General features: G+C 39.4%; 22 protein-coding genes. 4 read left to right on the forward strand and 18 right to left on the reverse strand.

Annotation, left to right across the window (positions count from 1 at the left end; genetic code table 11):
• Positions 1 to 97 precede the first annotated feature (97 nt).
• The 6 genes from BA70_RS01925 to BA70_RS01950 form a co-directional block, all read right to left on the reverse strand.
• Positions 98 to 313, reverse strand: a complete 216-nt coding sequence (locus tag BA70_RS01925) for a hypothetical protein (RefSeq protein WP_034317504.1) — start codon at positions 311 to 313, stop codon at positions 98 to 100.
• Entirely contained in the window at positions 310 to 1,635 is a 1,326-nt protein-coding gene (dnaB, locus tag BA70_RS01930; protein ID WP_034317505.1) for a replicative DNA helicase, read from the reverse strand. Before dnaB ends, BA70_RS01925 begins: the two co-directional genes overlap by 4 nt.
• A complete protein-coding gene (locus BA70_RS01935; protein WP_034317508.1) occupies positions 1,632 to 1,991 on the reverse strand; it encodes a replicative helicase loader/inhibitor in 360 nt (119 codons plus the stop codon). The genes dnaB and BA70_RS01935 overlap by 4 nt, the downstream gene beginning before the upstream one ends.
• The gene (locus tag BA70_RS01940) at positions 1,984 to 2,754 is read right to left on the reverse strand and encodes a hypothetical protein (RefSeq protein ID WP_034317511.1); all 771 of its coding nucleotides are present in this window, start codon (positions 2,752 to 2,754) and stop codon (positions 1,984 to 1,986) included. The genes BA70_RS01935 and BA70_RS01940 overlap by 8 nt, the downstream gene beginning before the upstream one ends.
• A gap of 10 nt (positions 2,755 to 2,764) precedes the next feature.
• Positions 2,765 to 3,175, reverse strand: coding sequence for a hypothetical protein (locus BA70_RS01945; RefSeq protein WP_034317514.1), 411 nt, complete (start codon positions 3,173 to 3,175; stop codon positions 2,765 to 2,767).
• Positions 3,176 to 3,368: 193 nt separating this feature from the next.
• Entirely contained in the window at positions 3,369 to 4,136 is a 768-nt protein-coding gene (locus BA70_RS01950; RefSeq protein WP_034317518.1) for a hypothetical protein, read from the reverse strand.
• A gap of 131 nt (positions 4,137 to 4,267) precedes the next feature.
• On the opposite strand from BA70_RS01950, the gene BA70_RS01955 reads away from it, so the two are divergent.
• On the forward strand, positions 4,268 to 4,627 hold the full coding sequence (locus BA70_RS01955) for a hypothetical protein (RefSeq protein ID WP_034317521.1): 360 nt from the start codon (positions 4,268 to 4,270) through the stop codon (positions 4,625 to 4,627).
• Here BA70_RS01955 and BA70_RS01960 read toward each other — a convergent pair.
• The 5 genes from BA70_RS01960 to BA70_RS01980 all read right to left on the reverse strand — a co-directional run bounded on the left by BA70_RS01960 (position 4,599) and on the right by BA70_RS01980 (position 6,801).
• Positions 4,599 to 4,787, reverse strand: coding sequence for a hypothetical protein (locus BA70_RS01960; RefSeq protein ID WP_034317523.1), 189 nt, complete (start codon positions 4,785 to 4,787; stop codon positions 4,599 to 4,601). The genes BA70_RS01955 and BA70_RS01960 overlap by 29 nt on opposite strands.
• Positions 4,784 to 5,134: a hypothetical protein gene (locus BA70_RS01965; RefSeq protein WP_034317526.1), complete on the reverse strand. Its 351-nt coding sequence runs from the start codon at positions 5,132 to 5,134 to the stop codon at positions 4,784 to 4,786. The genes BA70_RS01960 and BA70_RS01965 overlap by 4 nt, the downstream gene beginning before the upstream one ends.
• 391 nt (positions 5,135 to 5,525) lie before the next feature.
• Positions 5,526 to 6,176, reverse strand: coding sequence for a Rha family transcriptional regulator (locus BA70_RS01970; RefSeq protein WP_034317529.1), 651 nt, complete (start codon positions 6,174 to 6,176; stop codon positions 5,526 to 5,528).
• A gap of 152 nt (positions 6,177 to 6,328) precedes the next feature.
• A complete protein-coding gene (locus BA70_RS01975; RefSeq protein ID WP_034317531.1) occupies positions 6,329 to 6,598 on the reverse strand; it encodes a group-specific protein in 270 nt (89 codons plus the stop codon).
• Positions 6,598 to 6,801 (reverse strand): helix-turn-helix domain-containing protein, encoded by a 204-nt coding sequence (locus BA70_RS01980; protein WP_034317533.1) that lies wholly within the window; start codon positions 6,799 to 6,801, stop codon positions 6,598 to 6,600. The genes BA70_RS01975 and BA70_RS01980 overlap by 1 nt, the downstream gene beginning before the upstream one ends.
• 303 nt (positions 6,802 to 7,104) lie before the next feature.
• Between BA70_RS01980 and BA70_RS01985 the strand changes: the two genes are divergently transcribed.
• Genes BA70_RS01985 through BA70_RS01995 form a run of 3 tightly spaced genes read left to right on the forward strand, consistent with a single transcriptional unit; the run spans position 7,105 to position 9,134 of the window.
• On the forward strand, positions 7,105 to 7,524 hold the full coding sequence (locus tag BA70_RS01985) for a helix-turn-helix domain-containing protein (RefSeq protein ID WP_034317534.1): 420 nt from the start codon (positions 7,105 to 7,107) through the stop codon (positions 7,522 to 7,524).
• Positions 7,525 to 7,542: 18 nt separating this feature from the next.
• Positions 7,543 to 7,986 (forward strand): ImmA/IrrE family metallo-endopeptidase, encoded by a 444-nt coding sequence (locus BA70_RS01990; protein WP_051691105.1) that lies wholly within the window; start codon positions 7,543 to 7,545, stop codon positions 7,984 to 7,986.
• A gap of 35 nt (positions 7,987 to 8,021) precedes the next feature.
• Positions 8,022 to 9,134 (forward strand): site-specific integrase, encoded by a 1,113-nt coding sequence (locus BA70_RS01995; protein WP_034317537.1) that lies wholly within the window; start codon positions 8,022 to 8,024, stop codon positions 9,132 to 9,134.
• Positions 9,135 to 9,184: 50 nt separating this feature from the next.
• On the opposite strand, the gene mutL is transcribed toward BA70_RS01995, so the two are convergent.
• The 7 genes from mutL to tdh all read right to left on the reverse strand — a co-directional run bounded on the left by mutL (position 9,185) and on the right by tdh (position 18,972).
• The gene (mutL, locus tag BA70_RS02000) at positions 9,185 to 11,065 is read right to left on the reverse strand and encodes a DNA mismatch repair endonuclease MutL (RefSeq protein ID WP_034317540.1); all 1,881 of its coding nucleotides are present in this window, start codon (positions 11,063 to 11,065) and stop codon (positions 9,185 to 9,187) included.
• 21 nt (positions 11,066 to 11,086) lie between these two features.
• Complete coding sequence (mutS, locus tag BA70_RS02005; protein WP_034317542.1) at positions 11,087 to 13,663, reverse strand: DNA mismatch repair protein MutS; 2,577 nt, start codon at positions 13,661 to 13,663, stop codon at positions 11,087 to 11,089.
• 125 nt (positions 13,664 to 13,788) lie between these two features.
• Entirely contained in the window at positions 13,789 to 14,334 is a 546-nt protein-coding gene (gene cotE / locus BA70_RS02010) for an outer spore coat protein CotE (RefSeq protein ID WP_003212450.1), read from the reverse strand.
• 271 nt (positions 14,335 to 14,605) lie between these two features.
• On the reverse strand, positions 14,606 to 15,040 hold the full coding sequence (gene ricA, locus BA70_RS02015) for a regulatory iron-sulfur-containing complex subunit RicA (protein WP_034317546.1): 435 nt from the start codon (positions 15,038 to 15,040) through the stop codon (positions 14,606 to 14,608).
• 1 nt (position 15,041) lies between these two features.
• Positions 15,042 to 16,568: a tRNA (N6-isopentenyl adenosine(37)-C2)-methylthiotransferase MiaB gene (gene miaB / locus BA70_RS02020; protein WP_034317548.1), complete on the reverse strand. Its 1,527-nt coding sequence runs from the start codon at positions 16,566 to 16,568 to the stop codon at positions 15,042 to 15,044.
• Between the two features lie 161 nt (positions 16,569 to 16,729).
• Entirely contained in the window at positions 16,730 to 17,908 is a 1,179-nt protein-coding gene (locus BA70_RS02025) for a glycine C-acetyltransferase (protein ID WP_034317551.1), read from the reverse strand.
• Positions 17,908 to 18,972 carry an L-threonine 3-dehydrogenase gene (tdh, locus tag BA70_RS02030; RefSeq protein WP_034317553.1) on the reverse strand — a complete coding sequence of 355 codons (1,065 nt, stop codon included), beginning with the start codon at positions 18,970 to 18,972 and terminating at the stop codon, positions 17,908 to 17,910. The genes BA70_RS02025 and tdh overlap by 1 nt, the downstream gene beginning before the upstream one ends.
• Positions 18,973 to 19,044 lie beyond the last annotated feature (72 nt).

A 19,044-nucleotide genomic window follows, 5' to 3' on the forward strand; every position in this document is an offset into this window, starting at 1 on the left:
TCCTTAATTTATATACATGATCGCTAAAGCGGACAGCGATCCGAACACAATATAAAAGATTAGTAGTCGCTTTGTCATTGATGCACCTTCTTTTGATTCATATGCCCGATTCCTCCAATTGAATTTTTGTATGATAAATCTTCAAATGCTCATTCATCCTTGAATGGAATTTCGGTTGTAAGTAAAAGAGTAACTTCTCTTCTTGATCCGTCATTTTTAACACTGCCTTTTCGTATACAAGAAATTCGATCAGCAATATCAAGGCGTATTGATTGAACTTTATCGCCTCTGCGTACCAATCTTTCACCGTCATGAAGGACCATGATCCAAGTTGACAAATTTCCCAAATTCCTTGATGAAAGCCAGTGACACAGTACCGACGGGACCATTCCGCTGCTTTGCTATGATAACTTCAATTATGTTTTTGTTCTCTGACTCTTTGTCGTAATAATCATCACGATAGAGGAACCCGATAACATCAGCGTCTTGCTCGATCTGCCCCGACTCTCTGATATCTGACATCATAGGGCGTTTTTCCTGACGTTGCTCGACACCTCTTGAAAGTTGACTCAATGCTATGACAGCAATATCCAATTCTCTTGCCATTTGCTTGAGCATACGGCTTATTTCTCCGATTTCTGCTGTTCTATTTCCTCTGTGGACTGGATTGCCAACGATCAATTGCAGATAGTCAATAATGATCATCATATCCTTGCCTTCAAATTCCCTTTTCATCTTGCGTGCCTTCGCCCAAATGTCATTGACAGTCATTCCGGGTTGATCAAATATTCGTAAAGCGGCACTATCTAAGACACCGTTCACTTTGCTAAGACTGCCCCACTCATCAACGTTTAAATTACTAGCTCTAATGGATTGAGCGTTAATGTTACCTATGCTAGACTGCATTCGTTTAAGTAAAGACTTGCGACCCATTTCAAGCGAAAAGATGCCAACCGCTCCACTCTTATTTAAATTGATTGGGCTTTCCATAAAGTTTTTGGCAACATTCAAACAAAAAGCGGTTTTCCCTACAGACGGACGAGCAGCAATAATAATTAATTCTTGACGCTGAAAACCTGACGTCATTCGATCCAATTCAGTGAAGCCGCTTGGCATTCCAGTAATATCACCTTTTGGCGTTTCTAACTCTTGATAGATTTCAACAAGATCATTATTGATAGACCCGTCATCGTCCGTGCCTGTCGCATCCTCTAAACTCATGAGAGAGCTAATGCCTTCTTGAATAACTTGACTTGTGTCCTCACTTTTGGATGATTCTTTAAGGTCAGCGGCTATTTTTGCGATCTCTCGTTTTTGCCAATATTCAATGATCACATTTTCAAAGAAGGATTGTCTTGAAGTAGTGGCTGCGGTGTTCATCAGCCCGGATAAATATTCTCTGCCGCCGATACTTTTTATATTTTCACGTCCAACATGTTCAATGATAGCGACTAGGTCAATAGGTTCGCCGTTCTTATCAAGCTCTTGAAGGGTTTTGAAGATGGATTGATTTTGTTGTCGATAGAAATGCTGCGGCTTGAGTTGGGTATATTTAATTAAATCAGGATCTTGTAAGATAGCGCCTAGATATTGCTGTTCTGCTTCGTCGTTGTAATAAAAAATATTTCCTGTCATGATGGATCACCTATCCCAAGCACCTTTCGTATCTCCGCTTTATGCCGCTCGATCTGTTCTTGTTCTTCCTCGGTCGGTTCAGCCTTGTCCATTTCAGAAAGGTAACTATGAGTTTCCTCTACATTGGGTATAGCTGCGGACCGATCTGTTCTTGTTTCTTTCGCTTTGATTAGATCAGCAACTTTTGGCGGAAACTGATTGTATTTCACATAAACGATTAAATTCGCCTCGATCTTCTCGTAATTTTCAGGCTTTAAGATTCTTGCCCATGCGTCTAGCTTTGTTTGATCAAACTCAAAATGTTCAAAGTATGTCTTGATCAATTTAAGTAGCTCCAATGTCTCTGCTTTAGTCATCAGTCAAATCAAACTCCTTTTCATTCACAGCCGATTTTCTCTTTGCTGCTTCTCTATCGCTTTTAATTTTTACGGTCAATTTATCGAATTGTTTTCTAAGGCTTGCAGGACTCAATATATTTGATTTCCAAAAGCTATCTTTTTGCGTCCAATTAATCAAATACTTCACCTGTGCATCCGTCCGCTTATCGATCTGCCTAATCAATCTAAAATCACTCGCCCATTTTTCCAGGTTCGGTTTTTTAGCTTGCGGATTATTTTCAAGTATTTTTTGATAAAGCAAATTGGCATTCTCCATGTCACAAGGTTCGTACTTGTGACGAGAATTATTTAACTTCTTTTCATTCTTTACATTCTTTACATTCTTGTTTGTATGTTTTTGTGTTCGGTTCGTGTCTTTTTCGTGTTCGATTTGTGTCTTTTTTTCATTTTCCGAATCATGATAAACCCCATAATTGACAATGGTTATAAGCGTCTTTTTTGTGTCTTTTTTATATTCGATCATCCCGTCGCTTTTTAACAGGTCGAGAAACTGCGAAACCTTTGTATTTGACCAAGACCAATGAATACCAAGTTTGCGAATAGAAGTAACTAGCTCGCCCTTTTTCAATTCGTGCAAGTCATTACCTGACACGAATTTATAATCTTTATGACTGGCTTTCATAAGTAAATCGAGCCAAGCTTCATATTTAGAAAACTTCCTTTTTTCTTGGTATATCCAATGATCTTGTATGCTCCGATGAAGCTTAATCCAACCAATCATCACAATCACCTTACTTTAGAAAATTTACGTTCTTGCTGTATGCCGCTTCATCCATCAAGTAGCGGAAACCTGCTACAAATCCAGTTACAAAAGCATCTTCAATCTCAAAATTTGCCTTCGCTGCGTGTGCTGAATCAAGGTCTTGCAATAGCTTCGCAAGATCATTTGAATTAGATAAAAACCCTTCTAGCTTCTCGTATAATTCGTTTACGGTATGTTGTGTTTCTAAAGACGAGTCAGACCACTCGATTTCTGTTGTAAGCGCCCCTTGAGGACCATAAAGGATTTTGGCAGCAACAAATTTTAAGACTGATACCATGCCCGCATCATACATATGAGCCTCTTTTTCATCTTGACGACCGATATGCTCTAGCTTCGCTCTTGCTTTAAAAACTTTTGAAGGTGTCCCCATTAATTTCATTTTAAAAATCCCCTTTTTATCTCAAATTTGATTATTGTATTTTTTTGTTAATCATGTTAAAGTCGATTCAATATCGGGAAGTGTAGGAGCTTCCCGATACCCTTCCTTACTTGCATGACCCTATAATGATGACAAGTAAGAAAATGGGCTGATTCTGATAACTTTGACCTATCTCTAGATCAGAATCAGCTTTTTAATTTGTTCTACTCGACTTAACTTGATCTAACTTATATTTGTCATATCTTTGAACCGCTGCCTCAACATTAGTGTGTGAAAGGATTGTAAAAAACACGTCATTGTTTTCATCTTCTAACACCCAATCATGAACAAAGTGACAAAACGTATTAAAATCGACTTTTGCCGGAATAGAATCAATGTGACTTTTCACTTCTTCCGCTCTTTCTTTACTGTGATCAATTGACAGCAATGACAAGAAGTCGTTTTTAGTCATTGTGAAGAAGCACATTTCTATAAGATAAGCAATGTCCGAAACCCGTTGAGGTCTCAAGAAAATGAGGTATGTCACTTGGTGCATCAACTCAAAGACTTTTCTAACTTTTTTCTTTTCGTTATTCTTTCTATACGCTTCCTCTAATTTTTCAAGCAAAGAATGAATTTTCCATAAACGATTTCGATAATACCTAATGACTGCATCCTGCTGATCCAGTTCTCTTTGAATACGTTTAGCCCAAATCAAAGCATTGAATTTGCTGTATTTCTCCACTGGAAGAATATCATCCCACTCAAACACATCTAGTAACTTTGGACCCAATAATTCAACGGCTTCTTCCTTTGGCACTCCTGCCATAATCTCTTTCAAGTTAGCCTGCATGATCTTTTTCACACCGTGCGAATACATGCTTTCATACTGTTTGATAGCAGCGGTTAAGAGCGGTTCAATTTCCTTTACCTCTGTGTAAACTTTCTTTAGTCTCTTATTCCATGTCGTGATAGTTGTCATTTGTTTTTTCCTCCTGTTTTAACCGCCCCAAAATTGGGTTGGTTTGATTAGAAAATATTTCAATTCTATCTTTTTGCTAATCTCTTACACTGGTATAATGTTCCTATCTGTTTAGATAGGGGGTGAATTAAATGGTTGATACACAAAAACTTAAAACGATAAGCTATTTCGTTGTATCGGGGTGGCACAAGATTGAACGGTGCTATGAATTGATTGAAGAAGAGAAACACACAATAGCTGTTGCTTACCTAAATCAATCAAGCGCCCTAATTCAAAATGCTTATAGTGTATATAAACAAAACTTTGAAGATGGTGAATCGCAAGAGTTTGAAAGTTTCTATGCTCAATTTGACATTTTTAACGATGAAGTTTTAGATTCTGTTGCAACTGATCATGGCGATCATTACATCTCAATTTATTTTGAAGAAGTAAAAGAGAGATATGAAAATCTGCCTACAGTCTTTAAGACGATTTCTGATTCGAATTCTTAATTAGATATTTTAAGTGTTCAATAGCAACTGACATTTCGGTTATTTTTTGTTCGAGTTTGATGATTTTTTTCGACTGCCATAAAATTTCTTTTTTTAATAAATCATTCTGATTTTCAACCTCTGTTGCCGCAGGGGTTGTTTTATTATGCTTATCGCTCATGCCGTTACCTCCTGTGTTTCGATATTTCCCAATGAAATTGCTGGTTCTATCGGAATATACGCCCCTTCGCCTTGAGCTTTCAATTTTGCCTTGACGTCTAGTATTTCTTCTACTGACGCTTCTCTCAACCGCAAGACACAGGGAACGCCGTTCACATTGAAGCTACTAATAGCGGCGCCACGCTCATGATGAACCTGTTCCACAACTTCAAAGATAGTACCGTTGTTGTTGCTTTCCGATTTATAGCATAGGACGAAACCTTTTAATCTAATAACAGATTGAATGTTTCGGATAAAGCTCTCACGGTCTACTGGATCGGGACAAATGTTTTCTATCAACAATTCCATTTGATTTACCTTCTTTCCGTTTGTTTTGACTTCACAACTTTGAGGAGTGAGTCTTGCATCGTTTAAAACTACGGTGTGTCATTTGAGATGACATCAGCTCATAGCTTCTTCATAATTTGACGGCTCAAATTTGAGCTGTGAGATTTAATCAACATTTGACGGCGCAAAATTGCGCTGTGAGGGTGTCACAAATGGTACTTCAAAAGTCGGAAAATGCGACCTTTGAGGGTGTCGGTTAAAACTACTCCCTATGTTCAACATAGTCCGTCATCTGCGGTAAATGAATACACTCATTTGAAATGAGAGTAATACGAGTACCATTTTGGTACTTGAGCCGGGCTCAAATTTGAGCGGGGCGAAAATGCACAAAGCTCAATTTTGAGTAATGCGATTAAATCAACGGTCTCCACGTGCCAATCCATGAAATAGCTTCCTCGAAGTCTAGCTTTCTTAAATCCTTGTATGTCGGTACTGCAAAAGCGTCCCTAAAATTGCGGTGAATGCTCGAAAACATACGACGTTTGCCTTCTGCATCTTCTCCATATCGCTCTACAAGCTCATACACACGTTTGTTAATTCGCTTTTGAATGACCGTTTGTTGATACGCATTGATACCTAGATTGTTTTCTAGCTTGCCGATCCGTTGATCTGCTTCGTTCTGTTTTTGCTCAAGACAAATCATTTGTTGAAGCTGAGGACTAAGATTGGAAAAGTTTTGTAGGTTCTGTTCCATCTGATTGAATTGGGTAACGTAAGCAGCGGTGAACAATACACCCTTCTCGCCAGTCATTTTGTTGGCGACCATTTCACAACCTTGTTTAGTTAGAAGGTAATGAGGTCTTACTTCGCCTTTGTTATCCTCATAAGTTGAAGAAACGAAGAAATCTAACGAACGCAATTTTGCGTCGGTTAAAATCGTGTCAATATAACCTTTAATTGTTCTAATTAAATCCGAGTGACGCTTTCCAGTCATTTCAGCTACTTCCCGACTATCGACTAGATATTGTCCATTCTGCTCAATTACTTGTAAATTGTTATTCATGTTGTTCCTCCTATTGAAATAATGTCTTAATTCATTTGATTCAAAACTTACCCGTACATAAGAAAGAGTGACCAATCAACAAAACGAGTTGCAGCGAATTTGAAAACTCTTTAATTTGCGACTTTCCCCGTTTTTGGGGAACACTCCAAACTCTATCCCCTGGATTGTTCTTTCAACCAAGTTATTAAAAACTGTTCACATTCTTTTGCAGGAAAAAGCCATTTTGTGCCGACTCGATATTTTGGAAATCTCGGATCATAAAAAAATGTTTCTTTTATGAAGTTGAGACTCATATTTGTTTGCTTACACAATTCTTTTGTGTCCCAAAATGTAACCCTGTGTTCAATCGCTTCAAGTCGTTTTGAAAGCTCTTTTGAAACCTGTTCTTCTAAGAGGTTTTGATCAATTTCAAAAGTGATCATTAATCCCATCCACCCCTCTCGGATATCCCTAATATTTTGCAAATGTGTTTAGCGTGTTCTTGTGCTTTTCTTCCCGTTTTTTTACCGTTGATGATGTCGCTGATATAAGGGGCAGACACACCCAACATTTCTGCTAACTGCTTTTGCGTCATACCTTGCACATACATTTCTGACTTAACTCTAGCGGCTGTGAGAAATTGCATTTAAAGTCTTGCCTCCTTCCAAAAAATATAAAAAGCTAATTAATTAGCTAAATTCCATTGACCTTTTTATGCGTATAGTTTAATATATACCCATAGCTAAATAAGACTTTAAAAAGCCTGTAATTGTACATTTCATTGCTCCCCAGCGTCTAAAATGTATTATTCGTAGGTCGTATTTTTTATTGTCTTTTAGCTAACTAATTAGCTTATGTCACCAATATTAAACTATAAGCATAATTTAATCAAGTGTTTTTTTATGCTTAAAATTTAATTTTGTTTGACTAGCTCATAAGGATGGTTGATATGACGGTTTTTGACAAAGTGAAAGAGTTATGTAACGAAAGGAAAATTTCAATCAATGAGTTAGAAAATTCTTTAGGATATTCAAAGAACACACTATACAGATTAAAAACTCAAATTCCTGGGGCTGATAAACTCCAAAAAATTGCAGACTATTTTGACGTATCAACTGATTACCTATTAGGACGCACCGAAATTAAAAGAAGTATTGAATTAACGGAAAAAGATGAGAAAGACATACAAAAGGAATTGCAAAACATTATAAACGGACTTGAAGGAAATAGTTATGCTGCTTTTGACGGTCAAACCATTGATGACATGGAAGAAGAAGATAAAGAGCTTTTAATCGCAAGTCTTGAGAACACTTTGAGAATAGCAAAAAAAATAGCAAAACAAAAATACACTCCTAAAAAATATAGATAAGGAATGATATTTTAAATCATGGGCGATATTACTGAAACTGTTTCAACATTACAAAATAAATTTAAGTCATCTGATCCTTTTTTCATTGCTAATAAACTAGATATTATTGTAATTCATGAAGATTTAGGGAATACCCTGGGATACTATAGCAAACATTTCCGTACTAAATTCATTCACATTAATGAAAAGGTGAGTGAAAAATCTAGTTTCTTCGTTTGCGCTCACGAGCTAGGACACGCTTTGCTTCATAGTAACTCTAATACTCCATTCTTGAAAAGAAACACTTTCTTTTCAACTGAAAAAATTGAACTGGAAGCAAACTTTTTCGCAATGCATTTATTGTTTTCTTCCGTTCAAAGGAGTATCACTTATTGTGAATTCAATGATTATGGCATTCCGAAACAACTTGTACAGAATTACCGTAGTATTTTTTTAAACAAAAAATCGAACAAATGTTCCTGAATAGATCTAAAAATAAAAGCAGGGAGTGAACTATCTTGGCTAGCTTTAGACAACGGGGTAAGAGTTGGGAATACCGTATTATCTTTACTGACTCTAAAGGAAAACGAAAAGAAAAAAGCAAAGGAGGATTTAGAACAAAGAAAGAGGCACAAATTGAAGCAGCAGAAATTGAAAAACAGATTTATTTAGGTCAACATGAAATAATCCAAAGTAAAGAGGTATTATTAAAAGACTGGTTATATGAATGGCTTGATGTTTACGGTTCTCAATGTCAGCCTAGCACCTTAAAGAACCGTAAGTTGTATATTGAAAAGAATATCATCCCCCATCTCGGACAGAACAAATTAGGTCAATTAAAAAGAGTTGATTACCAAAGATATATCAACAATCTATTAAACAAGTATGCTAAATCTACAGTTCAAACCATACATTCAATATTTTGTTCAGCAATAAATAAAGCAGTAGAACTTGAAATGTTAACGCATAATAAGTATTCAAATATTTCTATAAAAAAAGATAGTAATGTAAATGATGACAAGATAAATTACCTTACAAAAGATGAGGTGAATATATTTATTAATGCTGCAAAAAAGTCCCGTTTCCATCATTACATCATTGCATTAATTTTATTAAGAACTGGGATAAGAAAAGGAGAGTTGATCGCTCTTCAATGGGGTGACATTGATTTTAACCAAAAGACGATACGGATTAATAAATCAAGAAATGAATATGGGGTAAAGATACCTAAAACAAAGTCTAGTATTCGTACAATCGCAATTGATGACACATTAATAACTGAACTAAAAAAGTATCGTACATGGCAAAAGAAAAACAAAATTAAATATGGGGTTGCATATCAAGAACCTAAATTTTTGATAGCCTCACCCAATGGAAAAGATATAGGAACGTTTGGTATTAATAAAGCTATTGACTCGATCCTATCGAAAACAAATTTACATCATCTTACTCCTCATGGGCTAAGACACACTCATGCAATTATGCTTCTTGAAAGTGGAGTCGATATAAAAACAGTGAGTGACCGCCTCGGGCATGCTACCATCAACATGACAGCGGATGTTTATCTTCACGTTACAAAAAAACACGAAACAGAAAGCGTTTTGCGTTTTGAAAAGTATCTTGAAAATTAATCGGTGGGCAAATGGTGGGCAAACCTATTCACCCACCATCTAAAATACTGCTACATCACCCGTTTAAACATTTTCTCCATTTCATATGTGGAGTGATGAATGATGATCGGCCGGCCGTGCGGACATGTGAATGGGTCTTTCGTTTGCCGGAGTTCATCTAATAAGGCTTTGATTTCATCATGACGCAAATGGCGATTTGCTTTAATAGAGCCTTTACAGCTCATCATGATCGCCGCTTCTTCTCTCAGTTTTTTTATATCTACACGCTTCTCATCCAGCACTTGTTGAATGATCTCTTCGATCAGTTCAGCTTCTTCTCCTTTTGGAAACCACTGCGGATGCGATCGAACGATGTAGCTTCCTGATCCGAAGGGTTCTAAGAAGACGCCCACTTTTGCTAAAATATCTTTATGCTCTTCAATAATCAGCATGTCGTTTTTAGAGTAGTGAAATGTTAATGGAACGAGCATTTCTTGTACTTCCTGTTCGATCTCTCCTACCTTCTCACGATAATACTCGTATTTGATTCTTTCTTGAGCCGCATGCTGATCTACGATATAGAGCCCTTGTTCATTTTGAGCCAAAATATACGTGCCGTGCATTTGCCCAATCGGATACATCACTGGGACTCGCTCGTTTTCTGAAATGTTTTCGCCTACATCTTCTTTTAGCACTGCCTCATCATATTCAAGAGAAGCCGCCGGTTCCTCTACATGAACACTCGCAGCTGGCTTTTCTTCATCCGTACTTTCCAGTACAGGCATCCCGTATGTTTCATTTTGATTTGTCTCATATACAACCGATTCGATCGGGACCGGCTGATAGGATATAGGTGTTTCCATTCGGCCTGTATTTGCTTGTTTTGATTCGAAGGTTAAGGATTGCTGCTCATTTTTCACGGCTGGTATTGGTGCTTTTTTCGGCACCGAAGCACTTGGTATGAGCTGCTGCTTTTGAAACACTTCCTTAATTCCTTGTTTGAGTAGCTCATGAAGTTCCTGTTCTTTACTAAGTCTCACTTCAAGTTTTGACGGGTGCACGTTCACATCCACTAGAATGGGGTCCATCTTCATCTCAATAAATGTAATTGGATGGCGACCGATCGGCAGCAACGTGTGATACCCTTCATGGATGGCTTTCACAAGCGGGAAATGCTTGACATATCTGCCGTTTACAACAGAAGACATATAATTCCGCGAGGCTCTCGTCACTTCTGGTAAGGAAATATACCCTTTCACTTCAAAATCAAGTGATTGTACGTGAAGTGGCAGCATTTTTTTCGCCACAGCCGTTCCATAAATGGCCGCAAGCACATGCCTCACATCTCCGTTTCCATTTGTCTGAAGTAAGACTTTCCCTTGATGACGCAAACGAATCGATACTTCTGGATGAGCAAGTGCAATTCGGTTGACGACATCCGATATATTACCAAGCTCTGTATGAACGGTTTTCATGTATTTTAAGCGGGCTGGTGTATTATAAAATAAGTTGGTGACCACAATTTCGGTGCCGCGCCGGCCAGAGGTTTTTTGCTCTGAAATGATCTTCCCGCCTTGGAGAGCTAAGTGCGTTCCAGCTCCTTCACCGGTACTTGTTTTCATTTCTAAGTGAGAGACGGACGCGATACTTGGCAGCGCCTCTCCCCTAAAACCTAGTGTTCTGACACGGAACAAATCATTTTCATCTTTGATTTTACTCGTTGCATGGCGCTGGAAGGCGAGCTTACAATCTTCAGCATCGATTCCAACACCATTATCAATGATTCTAATAGAAGAAAGACCTGCTTCTTCTACATCGATTTCAATGACTGTACTACTTGCATCGATCGCATTTTCCACAAGCTCCTTTACGACAGAAGCCGGCCGTTCGACCACTTCACCAGCAGCAATTTTATTTGATAGGTCATCGGATAACTGAATAATCTTTGCCATTTCTGCTCACCTCACCTTACATTATAATTTCTTTTGCAATTCATATAGCTTTGTCATGGCTTCCAGTGGTGTCATATCCATTAAGTTAAATGACTTTAATTCGTCGATCACCGCTTGATCTTTGTGTTTAAGAACAGCCTTGGCTTGTGGTTTTTCTTCCACTTCAAAGAAAGAGAGCTGTTGTTTCTCCTCGGATTTTTCTATTTTTGGAGATGCAGCCACATGCGGAATCACTTCATGTGATCCGCTCTCAAGTTCTGTTAAGATCGTCTGGGCTCTATCAATGATGGCATCAGGCAATTCAGCAAGCTGCGCTACATGAATGCCGTAGCTTTTGTCAGCTGCACCTTCTTTGATTTGATGTAAGAAAACGACCGTTCCTTCATGCTCTTCAGCTCGTACATGGACATTCTTCAGCTCAGTTAATTGGGATTCAAGTACCGTCAGCTCATGGTAATGTGTGGAGAAGAGGGTTTTGGCACCAATATGATCATGAACAAATTCAATGATCGCCTGTGCAAGAGCCATTCCATCATAGGTGCTTGTCCCGCGTCCAATCTCATCAAATAAAATCAAACTGTTTTTCGTTGCATGCACCATCGCATTTTTTGCTTCGAGCATCTCTACCATAAAAGTACTTTGGCCAGAAATCAAATCATCTGCCGCACCAATACGTGTAAAAATTTGATCGAATATCGGAAGGGTCGCCTTTGATGCCGGCACAAAGCAGCCAATTTGCGCAAGAATTGAGATGAGCGCCATTTGTCTCATATACGTGCTTTTCCCTGACATATTCGGGCCAGTAATGAGTAAGGTTTGTCTGCCTCTTCCCATATAGCAGTCATTCGGCACATACTCCTGGTGATCCAACACTTTTTCAACGACAGGGTGACGGCCATCAATGACATCCACCTCATCCTCTGAGAATTCCGGACGGACATAACGGCGCTTTTCACTAACAGTCGCAAAGCATTGCAGCGCATCCAGCTCACTCATTTGTTTTGCGAGCAGCTGTAATCTAGGAATATATGTTTTCACTTGTTCCCTAAGAGCTGAAAATAGTTCATATTCCAACTCGCTAATATTGGATTCTGCCTCAAGAATAAGGGCTTCTTTTTCTTTCAAGTCAGGCGTAATATACCGCTCTGCATTGGTAAGAGTTTGTTTTCTTTCATAACGGCCCTCTTCCAGCAGATGCGTATTCGCCCGGGTTACTTCGATATAATAACCAAATACTTTATTAAATCCGACTTTTAAGGAACGAATGCCCGTATATTCTCTTTCTTGCTGTTCAAGCCGTGCAATCCAGTCCTTACCGTTTCGGCTGGCATCACGATATTCATCTAATTTTGCATTGTAGCCATCTTTAATCAAATTGCCTTCTTTTAACGTCATCGGCGGATTCTCATAAAGAGCATCTTCTAATAAATCAAGCAAGTCACCACAAGGGTCAATATCATTCGCTCTTGATTTCGCCATTTCCTCTGGCAGTGAATGGACGAGTTCTTTAATGGCCGGTACTTGTTTTAAGGATTCCTTCAGCTGAATGAGATCACGGGCATTCACATTTCCAAATGCCACACGGCCCGCTAGACGCTCAAGATCATATACTTGCTTTAATCGTTCACGCAGATCCTCTCGTTCAAAGAAATGATCCATGAGAATTTGCACCATTTCTTGGCGTTCCTTAATTTGCGAAAGGCGAATGAGCGGCCGATCGATCCATTGCTTAAGCAGTCTTCCGCCCATCGCTGTTTTTGTTTCATCTAGCAGCCATAATAAAGAGCCCTTTTTGCTTTTTGAACGGATCGTCTCTGTTAATTCAAGATTTCGCTTTGAGTAAAGATCAATTTTCATCGTTTGTTCAAGCTCAAACACTTGAACTTGCTGAAGATGATCAAGACTTCTTTTTTGCGTTCTTCTTAAGTAGGCATATAGCGTTAAAAATGCTGATCTCAGATTTTCGTCAAGATGGGAAACAAGCGGTTCAGCCTCATCCATTAATTCGCCGCTGTCTTCGTATGAAATCGTTGCATGACAGCGTTCTTTAAGGGTCTTCACTGTTTCCTCATCCAGCTGCTTTGAAACCACAATTTCCTTTGCACCGACAGAATAAATTTCAGACACTACCTCATCTAATCGATCGATGAAAGCAGCCATGTTTTCCCCTGTTGATAAATCGGAAAGTGCAAGGCCGTATCCATTTTGAAAGCTGGAAACAGACGCAATAAAGTTGTTCTCATTTTCACTAAGCCCTTTGCCATCCATGACCGTACCTGGTGTAATCAGTTGAACAACTTCTCTTTTGACCACACCTTTTGCCGTTTTAGGATCTTCCACCTGTTCACAAATAGCGACTTTGTAGCCCTTTGAAATCAACTGTTCTATGTATGCAGAAGCAGAATGATAAGGGACGCCGCACATTGGGATCGTCCCGCCGTCTCTGCTTGTTAACGTAATTTCTAGTTCTTGTGCCGCTTCTTTTGCGTCATCAAAAAACATCTCATAAAAATCGCCTAAGCGAAAAAATAAAAAGGCATCTTGATAATCTGCCTTGATCTTTAAATATTGCTGTATCATGGGCGTATAACTTGCCATATTTCTAATCCCTCACTATATCACTTTCGAATTCATACCATCTTACATTATAGCATAAAAAAGTACCTTTTTTCCCCTAGATCGAGGCACAAAAAAACTAGGGGGATATGCGCCCTAGTCATCAATTACTCTTCTGGATCACCTGCTAGGAATTCTGGATGAATATCCTCTAACTCCTCATCCACTTCTTCTTCCCACTCGTGATCATCTTTTTCTTTCCAGCTTGAATTGACCTCTACAACAATTTTTGTTTCTCCTACCACTTCAGCAATGAATTCACGCTCTGCCTGAACGATAATTTTATTGCCATTTGGAGAAATGGTCACCTCTAAGCAGTTGGGCTGCTGCAACACTTTCGCAATCACTTCGTGTTCATCATCAAGGAAATTCTTATCTTTATATCTCAGTTTGATGATGTCTACATATTTCACACGTTCTGTGACCACTTCTGTTTTTGTGTTGTCAGCATATGAATACCACACGTTAATATCAAATGTTCCTTCAATTTCAACAGTTTTACCGACCTTTTCAGCATCATACTTATGATTAATGATCCAACCACCTAGGATGCTGGTTGGTTTTTGCGATGGAGAAATGGTGTGTGTGCTTTGGGTGAATTTCCTCCCTTTTGCAACCACCGCTTTTGTAATAATCTCTCTGTATTCAGACATTCCGGCATGCCTCCTTGTTCTTGATCGTTTTATCTTATGCTGGGCATTCGTCTAGTGTGTCACGATTTTGAGCTTCATGTTCAATTAAATTCATTTCTGTTTCAGTGTATGCATGGTCGCCCATAAACTTGCCTTGAAAATTGGAAAAGTTGGAGAGTGAAAGATTGGGGGTTGATGGAGCTTTGATGTAGAGCGGGGAATTCAAATTTTAAATTGTTTCAGAAATTAAATATCGTAAGGTAACAAAAAACCCCGCAGATGCGGGGTTTTCTCATTTAATGGAGCAACTTGGTGATGAGTTTTTCACTTTTGAACCAGTTTCTCCTAATAATAGGTCACCGCCGGTTGAAAGAATGATTTCATCCGTTACTTGATTAGAAATCGTGTGCGCTACAAGCTGAAGCAGGGAATTGACCTCAATTTGTGATTCTTTGAATTCTTGAATCACTGGGATGTCATCCAGCTCTTCTTGCAGGGCATCGATTTTTTCTTCGACTTGCTTTAAGGCTTCGTGTTTGCCGTAATGCTTTAAATTCACAGCTTGTTTTTGAAGCGCCTTAATTTGATTAATGATCGTCGAAATTTTTGTATTTTCATTGATTTGTGCTTCTGCTTTTTTGAAGAAATCAACTTCTTCTGTTTCAGAAATCATTTTAGCGAGCTCTCTTGCGCGCTCGACAATCTCTTTCTTTGAATAAAGTGTCATTTTAATTCACCTCGATAGCTTCTTCAACCATTTCTCCGTCAAGAGACCAAGTTTTCGCTTGTGTGATTTTCACTTTGACGATGTTGCCAATCGCTTCTTTTGGTGCTTTAAAATTCACAAGCTTGCTTTTACTTGTATAACCGGCTAGGACCTCAGGGTTATTTTTACTTTCACCCTCTACTAATACTTCGACAGTCTGCCCTTCATATTCCTTCATTTTTTTCGCGGAAATTTCATTCACGAGTGCATTCAGGCGCTGAAGGCGTTCTTTTTTCACACGCATTGGCACATTGTCTTTCATTTTGGCTGCTGGTGTTCCTTCTCTTGGAGAGTAAATGAACGTATAAGCTGCATCAAACTCAACCTCACGATAGAGGGTAAGGGTTTCTTCAAACTGCTCATCTGTTTCATTTGGGAACCCAACAATAATGTCTGTTGTCAGGGAAGCATTTGGCATCGCTTCTTTGATTTTGCGCACAAGATCAAGGTAACGTTCACGGTCATATTTTCTCGCCATTAGTTTCAGCACAGAAGAACTTCCTGATTGAACTGGTAAGTGAATATGATCGAGCAAGTTGCCGCCCTTTGCAAGCACCTCAATTAAATGGTCATCAAAGTCACGCGGATGACTTGTTGTAAAACGGATACGCGGAATATCGATTTTACGTAGCTCATCCATGAGATGGCCAAGACCATATTCCATGTCTTCAAAATCTTTTCCATACGCATTCACGTTTTGACCAAGAAGGGTGATTTCCTTATATCCTTCTGCCGCTAAACGTCTTACCTCTTGAATAATTTCATCTGGCCGGCGGCTTCTTTCCTTACCGCGTGTGTAAGGTACGATACAGTATGTACAGAACTTATCACAGCCGTACATAATGTTCACCCAGCCTTTGATTTTACCTTGGCGGGCTCTTGGAAGGTTTTCAATGACATCCCCTTCCTTCGACCAAACCTCAATGACCATTTCTTTTGAAAGATAACATTCAGATAAAAGCTCCGGCAAGCGGTGAATGTTGTGCGTTCCGAAAATCAAGTCAACAAATGGGTGTTTTTTCAAAATACGGTTGACGACAGATTCTTCTTGTGACATACATCCGCAGACACCTAAGATCAAATCTGGCTTTTCGCGTTTTAAAGCTTTTAGATGACCAAGCTCTCCAAACACTTTGTTTTCAGCATTCTCACGAATGGCGCAAGTGTTTAATAGGATGACATTCGCATCTTGAGTAGAGTTTGTCGGTTCATAGCCTAGCGCCATAAAAATACCAGCCATCACTTCTGTGTCATGCTCATTCATTTGACAGCCATAAGTGCGAATATAAAACTTGCGGCCGTTCCCTAACCCTTGAAACCGCTCATCAATTTGAAATTGATTGTATTCAACTTCTTCTTTACCCCGTTTTTTTGCATCTTTTAAGGAAGGCGGAATGTAAACAGCTTCAAAATATTGGCTGTAGTCCTTCTCGGATTTTTTGTCCGATGAACTTACTTGTCCGCTCGCTTTTCTCTGTTCTTCATTCATGAATTTGTACTCCTTTCAAACCAAGCTCCACCCTACAGTATAGACTATTTTGTTATGAATTGAAAATAAATTCATATACGGTTTTTCTATGAAAAATGCCTATTTAGCAGGACAGTCATAACCATTCTCTTTATAAAAAGAAAAAGAGAGCCCGCGCTCTCTCAATCAAGTATGTTCAGTTTTTTCGCTTCTTCTTCAATGATTGTCAGTGCACGATCAAGTTCTTCTTTTGTGTGCTCTGCTGTGATGATGGCTCTAATTCTTGCTTTTCCTTTCGCCACAGTTGGGAAGGCTATGCCCTGAGCAAAGACGCCTCGCTCTATTAATGCCTTTGAAAAACGGAAAGTAAGTGCCTCGTCTCCAATCATTATCGGAATAATCGGTGTCTCTGTTGGTGCAACCTGAAATCCCAGACTGATAACCTTTTCTTTAAAATAGGCAGCGTTTTCCCAAAGCGTATCAATTCGCTCTGGTTCGTCTAAGAGTACTTCAATCGCTTCTTCACACGCTCTTGTCACAGCTGGTGGATGTGAGGTACTGAATAAAAACGGTCTTGCTTTATGCTTTAAGTAGTCGATTAAAACTGCAGAACCAGCCACGTAGCCGCCAAGCACACCGACAGCCTTACTAAGTGTCCCAACCTGAATATGCACTCTGCCGTCGAGTTTAAAATGGTTGACTGTCCCGCGTCCGTTTTCACCAAGCACTCCTGACGCATGTGCATCGTCAACCATTACAAATGCGTCATATGCTTCTGCGAGTCTCACAATCTCAGGAAGCGGTGCAATATCTCCATCCATCGAGAATACACTATCTGTTACGATAAGCCGGACGCGGTAATTCATAGATTTCTTTAAAATTTTCTCAAGCTCTTCCATATTGGAATGAGCGTATACTTTTTTATCTGCCTTTGTTAATCGAATGCCATCGATGATCGAGGCATGATTGAGCTCATCTGAAATCACAATATCATCTTTTGTTAAAATACTTGATAAAACCCCTTGGTTGGTCGTAAAACCTGATTGAAACACAAGGGCTGCCTCTGTCTTTTTAAATGCAGCGAGCTTTTTTTCAAGACGTTCATGCATCGTCATTGTACCGGCAATGGTTCGTACAGATCCTGTCCCAGCACCAAACTCATCAATCGCCTCTTTCGCTGCTTTCATCAGTCTTGGATGTGAGGTGAGGCCTAAGTAGTTATTTGAGGAGAGTTGTATGACGGATTGGTCATTTAATGTGACCGTGGATGATTGTTTTGAGTCGATCTCTTTAAGCGTTTGGTGGGTGCCTTGCTGCTTCATTGCTTCTAATTCATCTTGTAAATACGTGAATTCTTTCATCATTTCTTCCCCCTTTGATATGATGGCATCATAAGTACGACCTTTCCGCATGTACCATTTCTCATGAGTTCAAACCCCTTTTCGAAATCTTCAAATGGTAGCGTATGGGTGACAACCGGCTGTACATCAATTGTATTCGTTCTTAAAAGCTCTGATACTTGACGCCACGTTTCAAACATTTTTCTCCCCGTGATCCCTTGAACAGTTAATCCCCTAAAAACAATTTGATTCGTAATATCAATTGTCACTGGCCGTTCTGGCAAACTCAGTATATTGACTTTCCCTCCATTTGCACAAGCTTCGAGTGCTTGATTAATCGCAACTGGGTGTCCTGACATCTCACACATCACGTCTGCCCCTTCCATTCGCGTGAGCTGCTTAATCATCGCAACAGGATCATCTTTTCCGATATCCACGATATGGTCTGCGCCCATTTTCCTTGCAAGCTCAAGCCTGTATTCGTTTTTATCAACGGCAAACACTTGGACAGCCCCGGAGGCTTTTGCGACTGCGATCGCCATTAAACCAATTGGTCCGCAGCCAAAAATCGCCACTGATTTACCTGAAACAGATGTGTGCAAAACCGTATGAACTGCATTTCCAAGCGGCTCTTGAATGGACGCAAGCTCTACAGGCATTTGGGCTGGATTATGCCACACATTTTGTTCAGGCACCTTCACATATTCAGCAAAGCAGCCATCAATGTCTACCCCTAAAATCTTTGTTTCACTGCACAAATGCTGCTGGCCTGTTAAACACATATAGCATTGATTACATACAACATGCGTCTCTGCCGATACAAAGTCCCCTATTTTTGCGCGTGAGACTTGCTTGCCCACTTTGACAACTTCCCCAGTAAATTCGTGTCCGAAAATGTAAGGTGCTTTGACTCTTCCCTTTGCCCAATCATCCCAATTATAAATATGCACATCTGTTCCGCATATCGATGTGGCTTTCACCTGGATCAATACTTCATGATCATTGATTTCTGGAATCGGCATGTCTATCAACACCGCTCCGTAAGCGCTTTCTTTTTTAACAATCGCTTTCATCGTTCCACACATGACGTACAACCCCTTTGTTAAAAAACTTCTCCCAATCAGATTTTAACACGTCTTATTTTAGTCGTAAACACC

This window comes from Bacillus zhangzhouensis (assembly GCF_000715205.1).
Classification (GTDB): domain Bacteria; phylum Bacillota; class Bacilli; order Bacillales; family Bacillaceae; genus Bacillus; species Bacillus zhangzhouensis.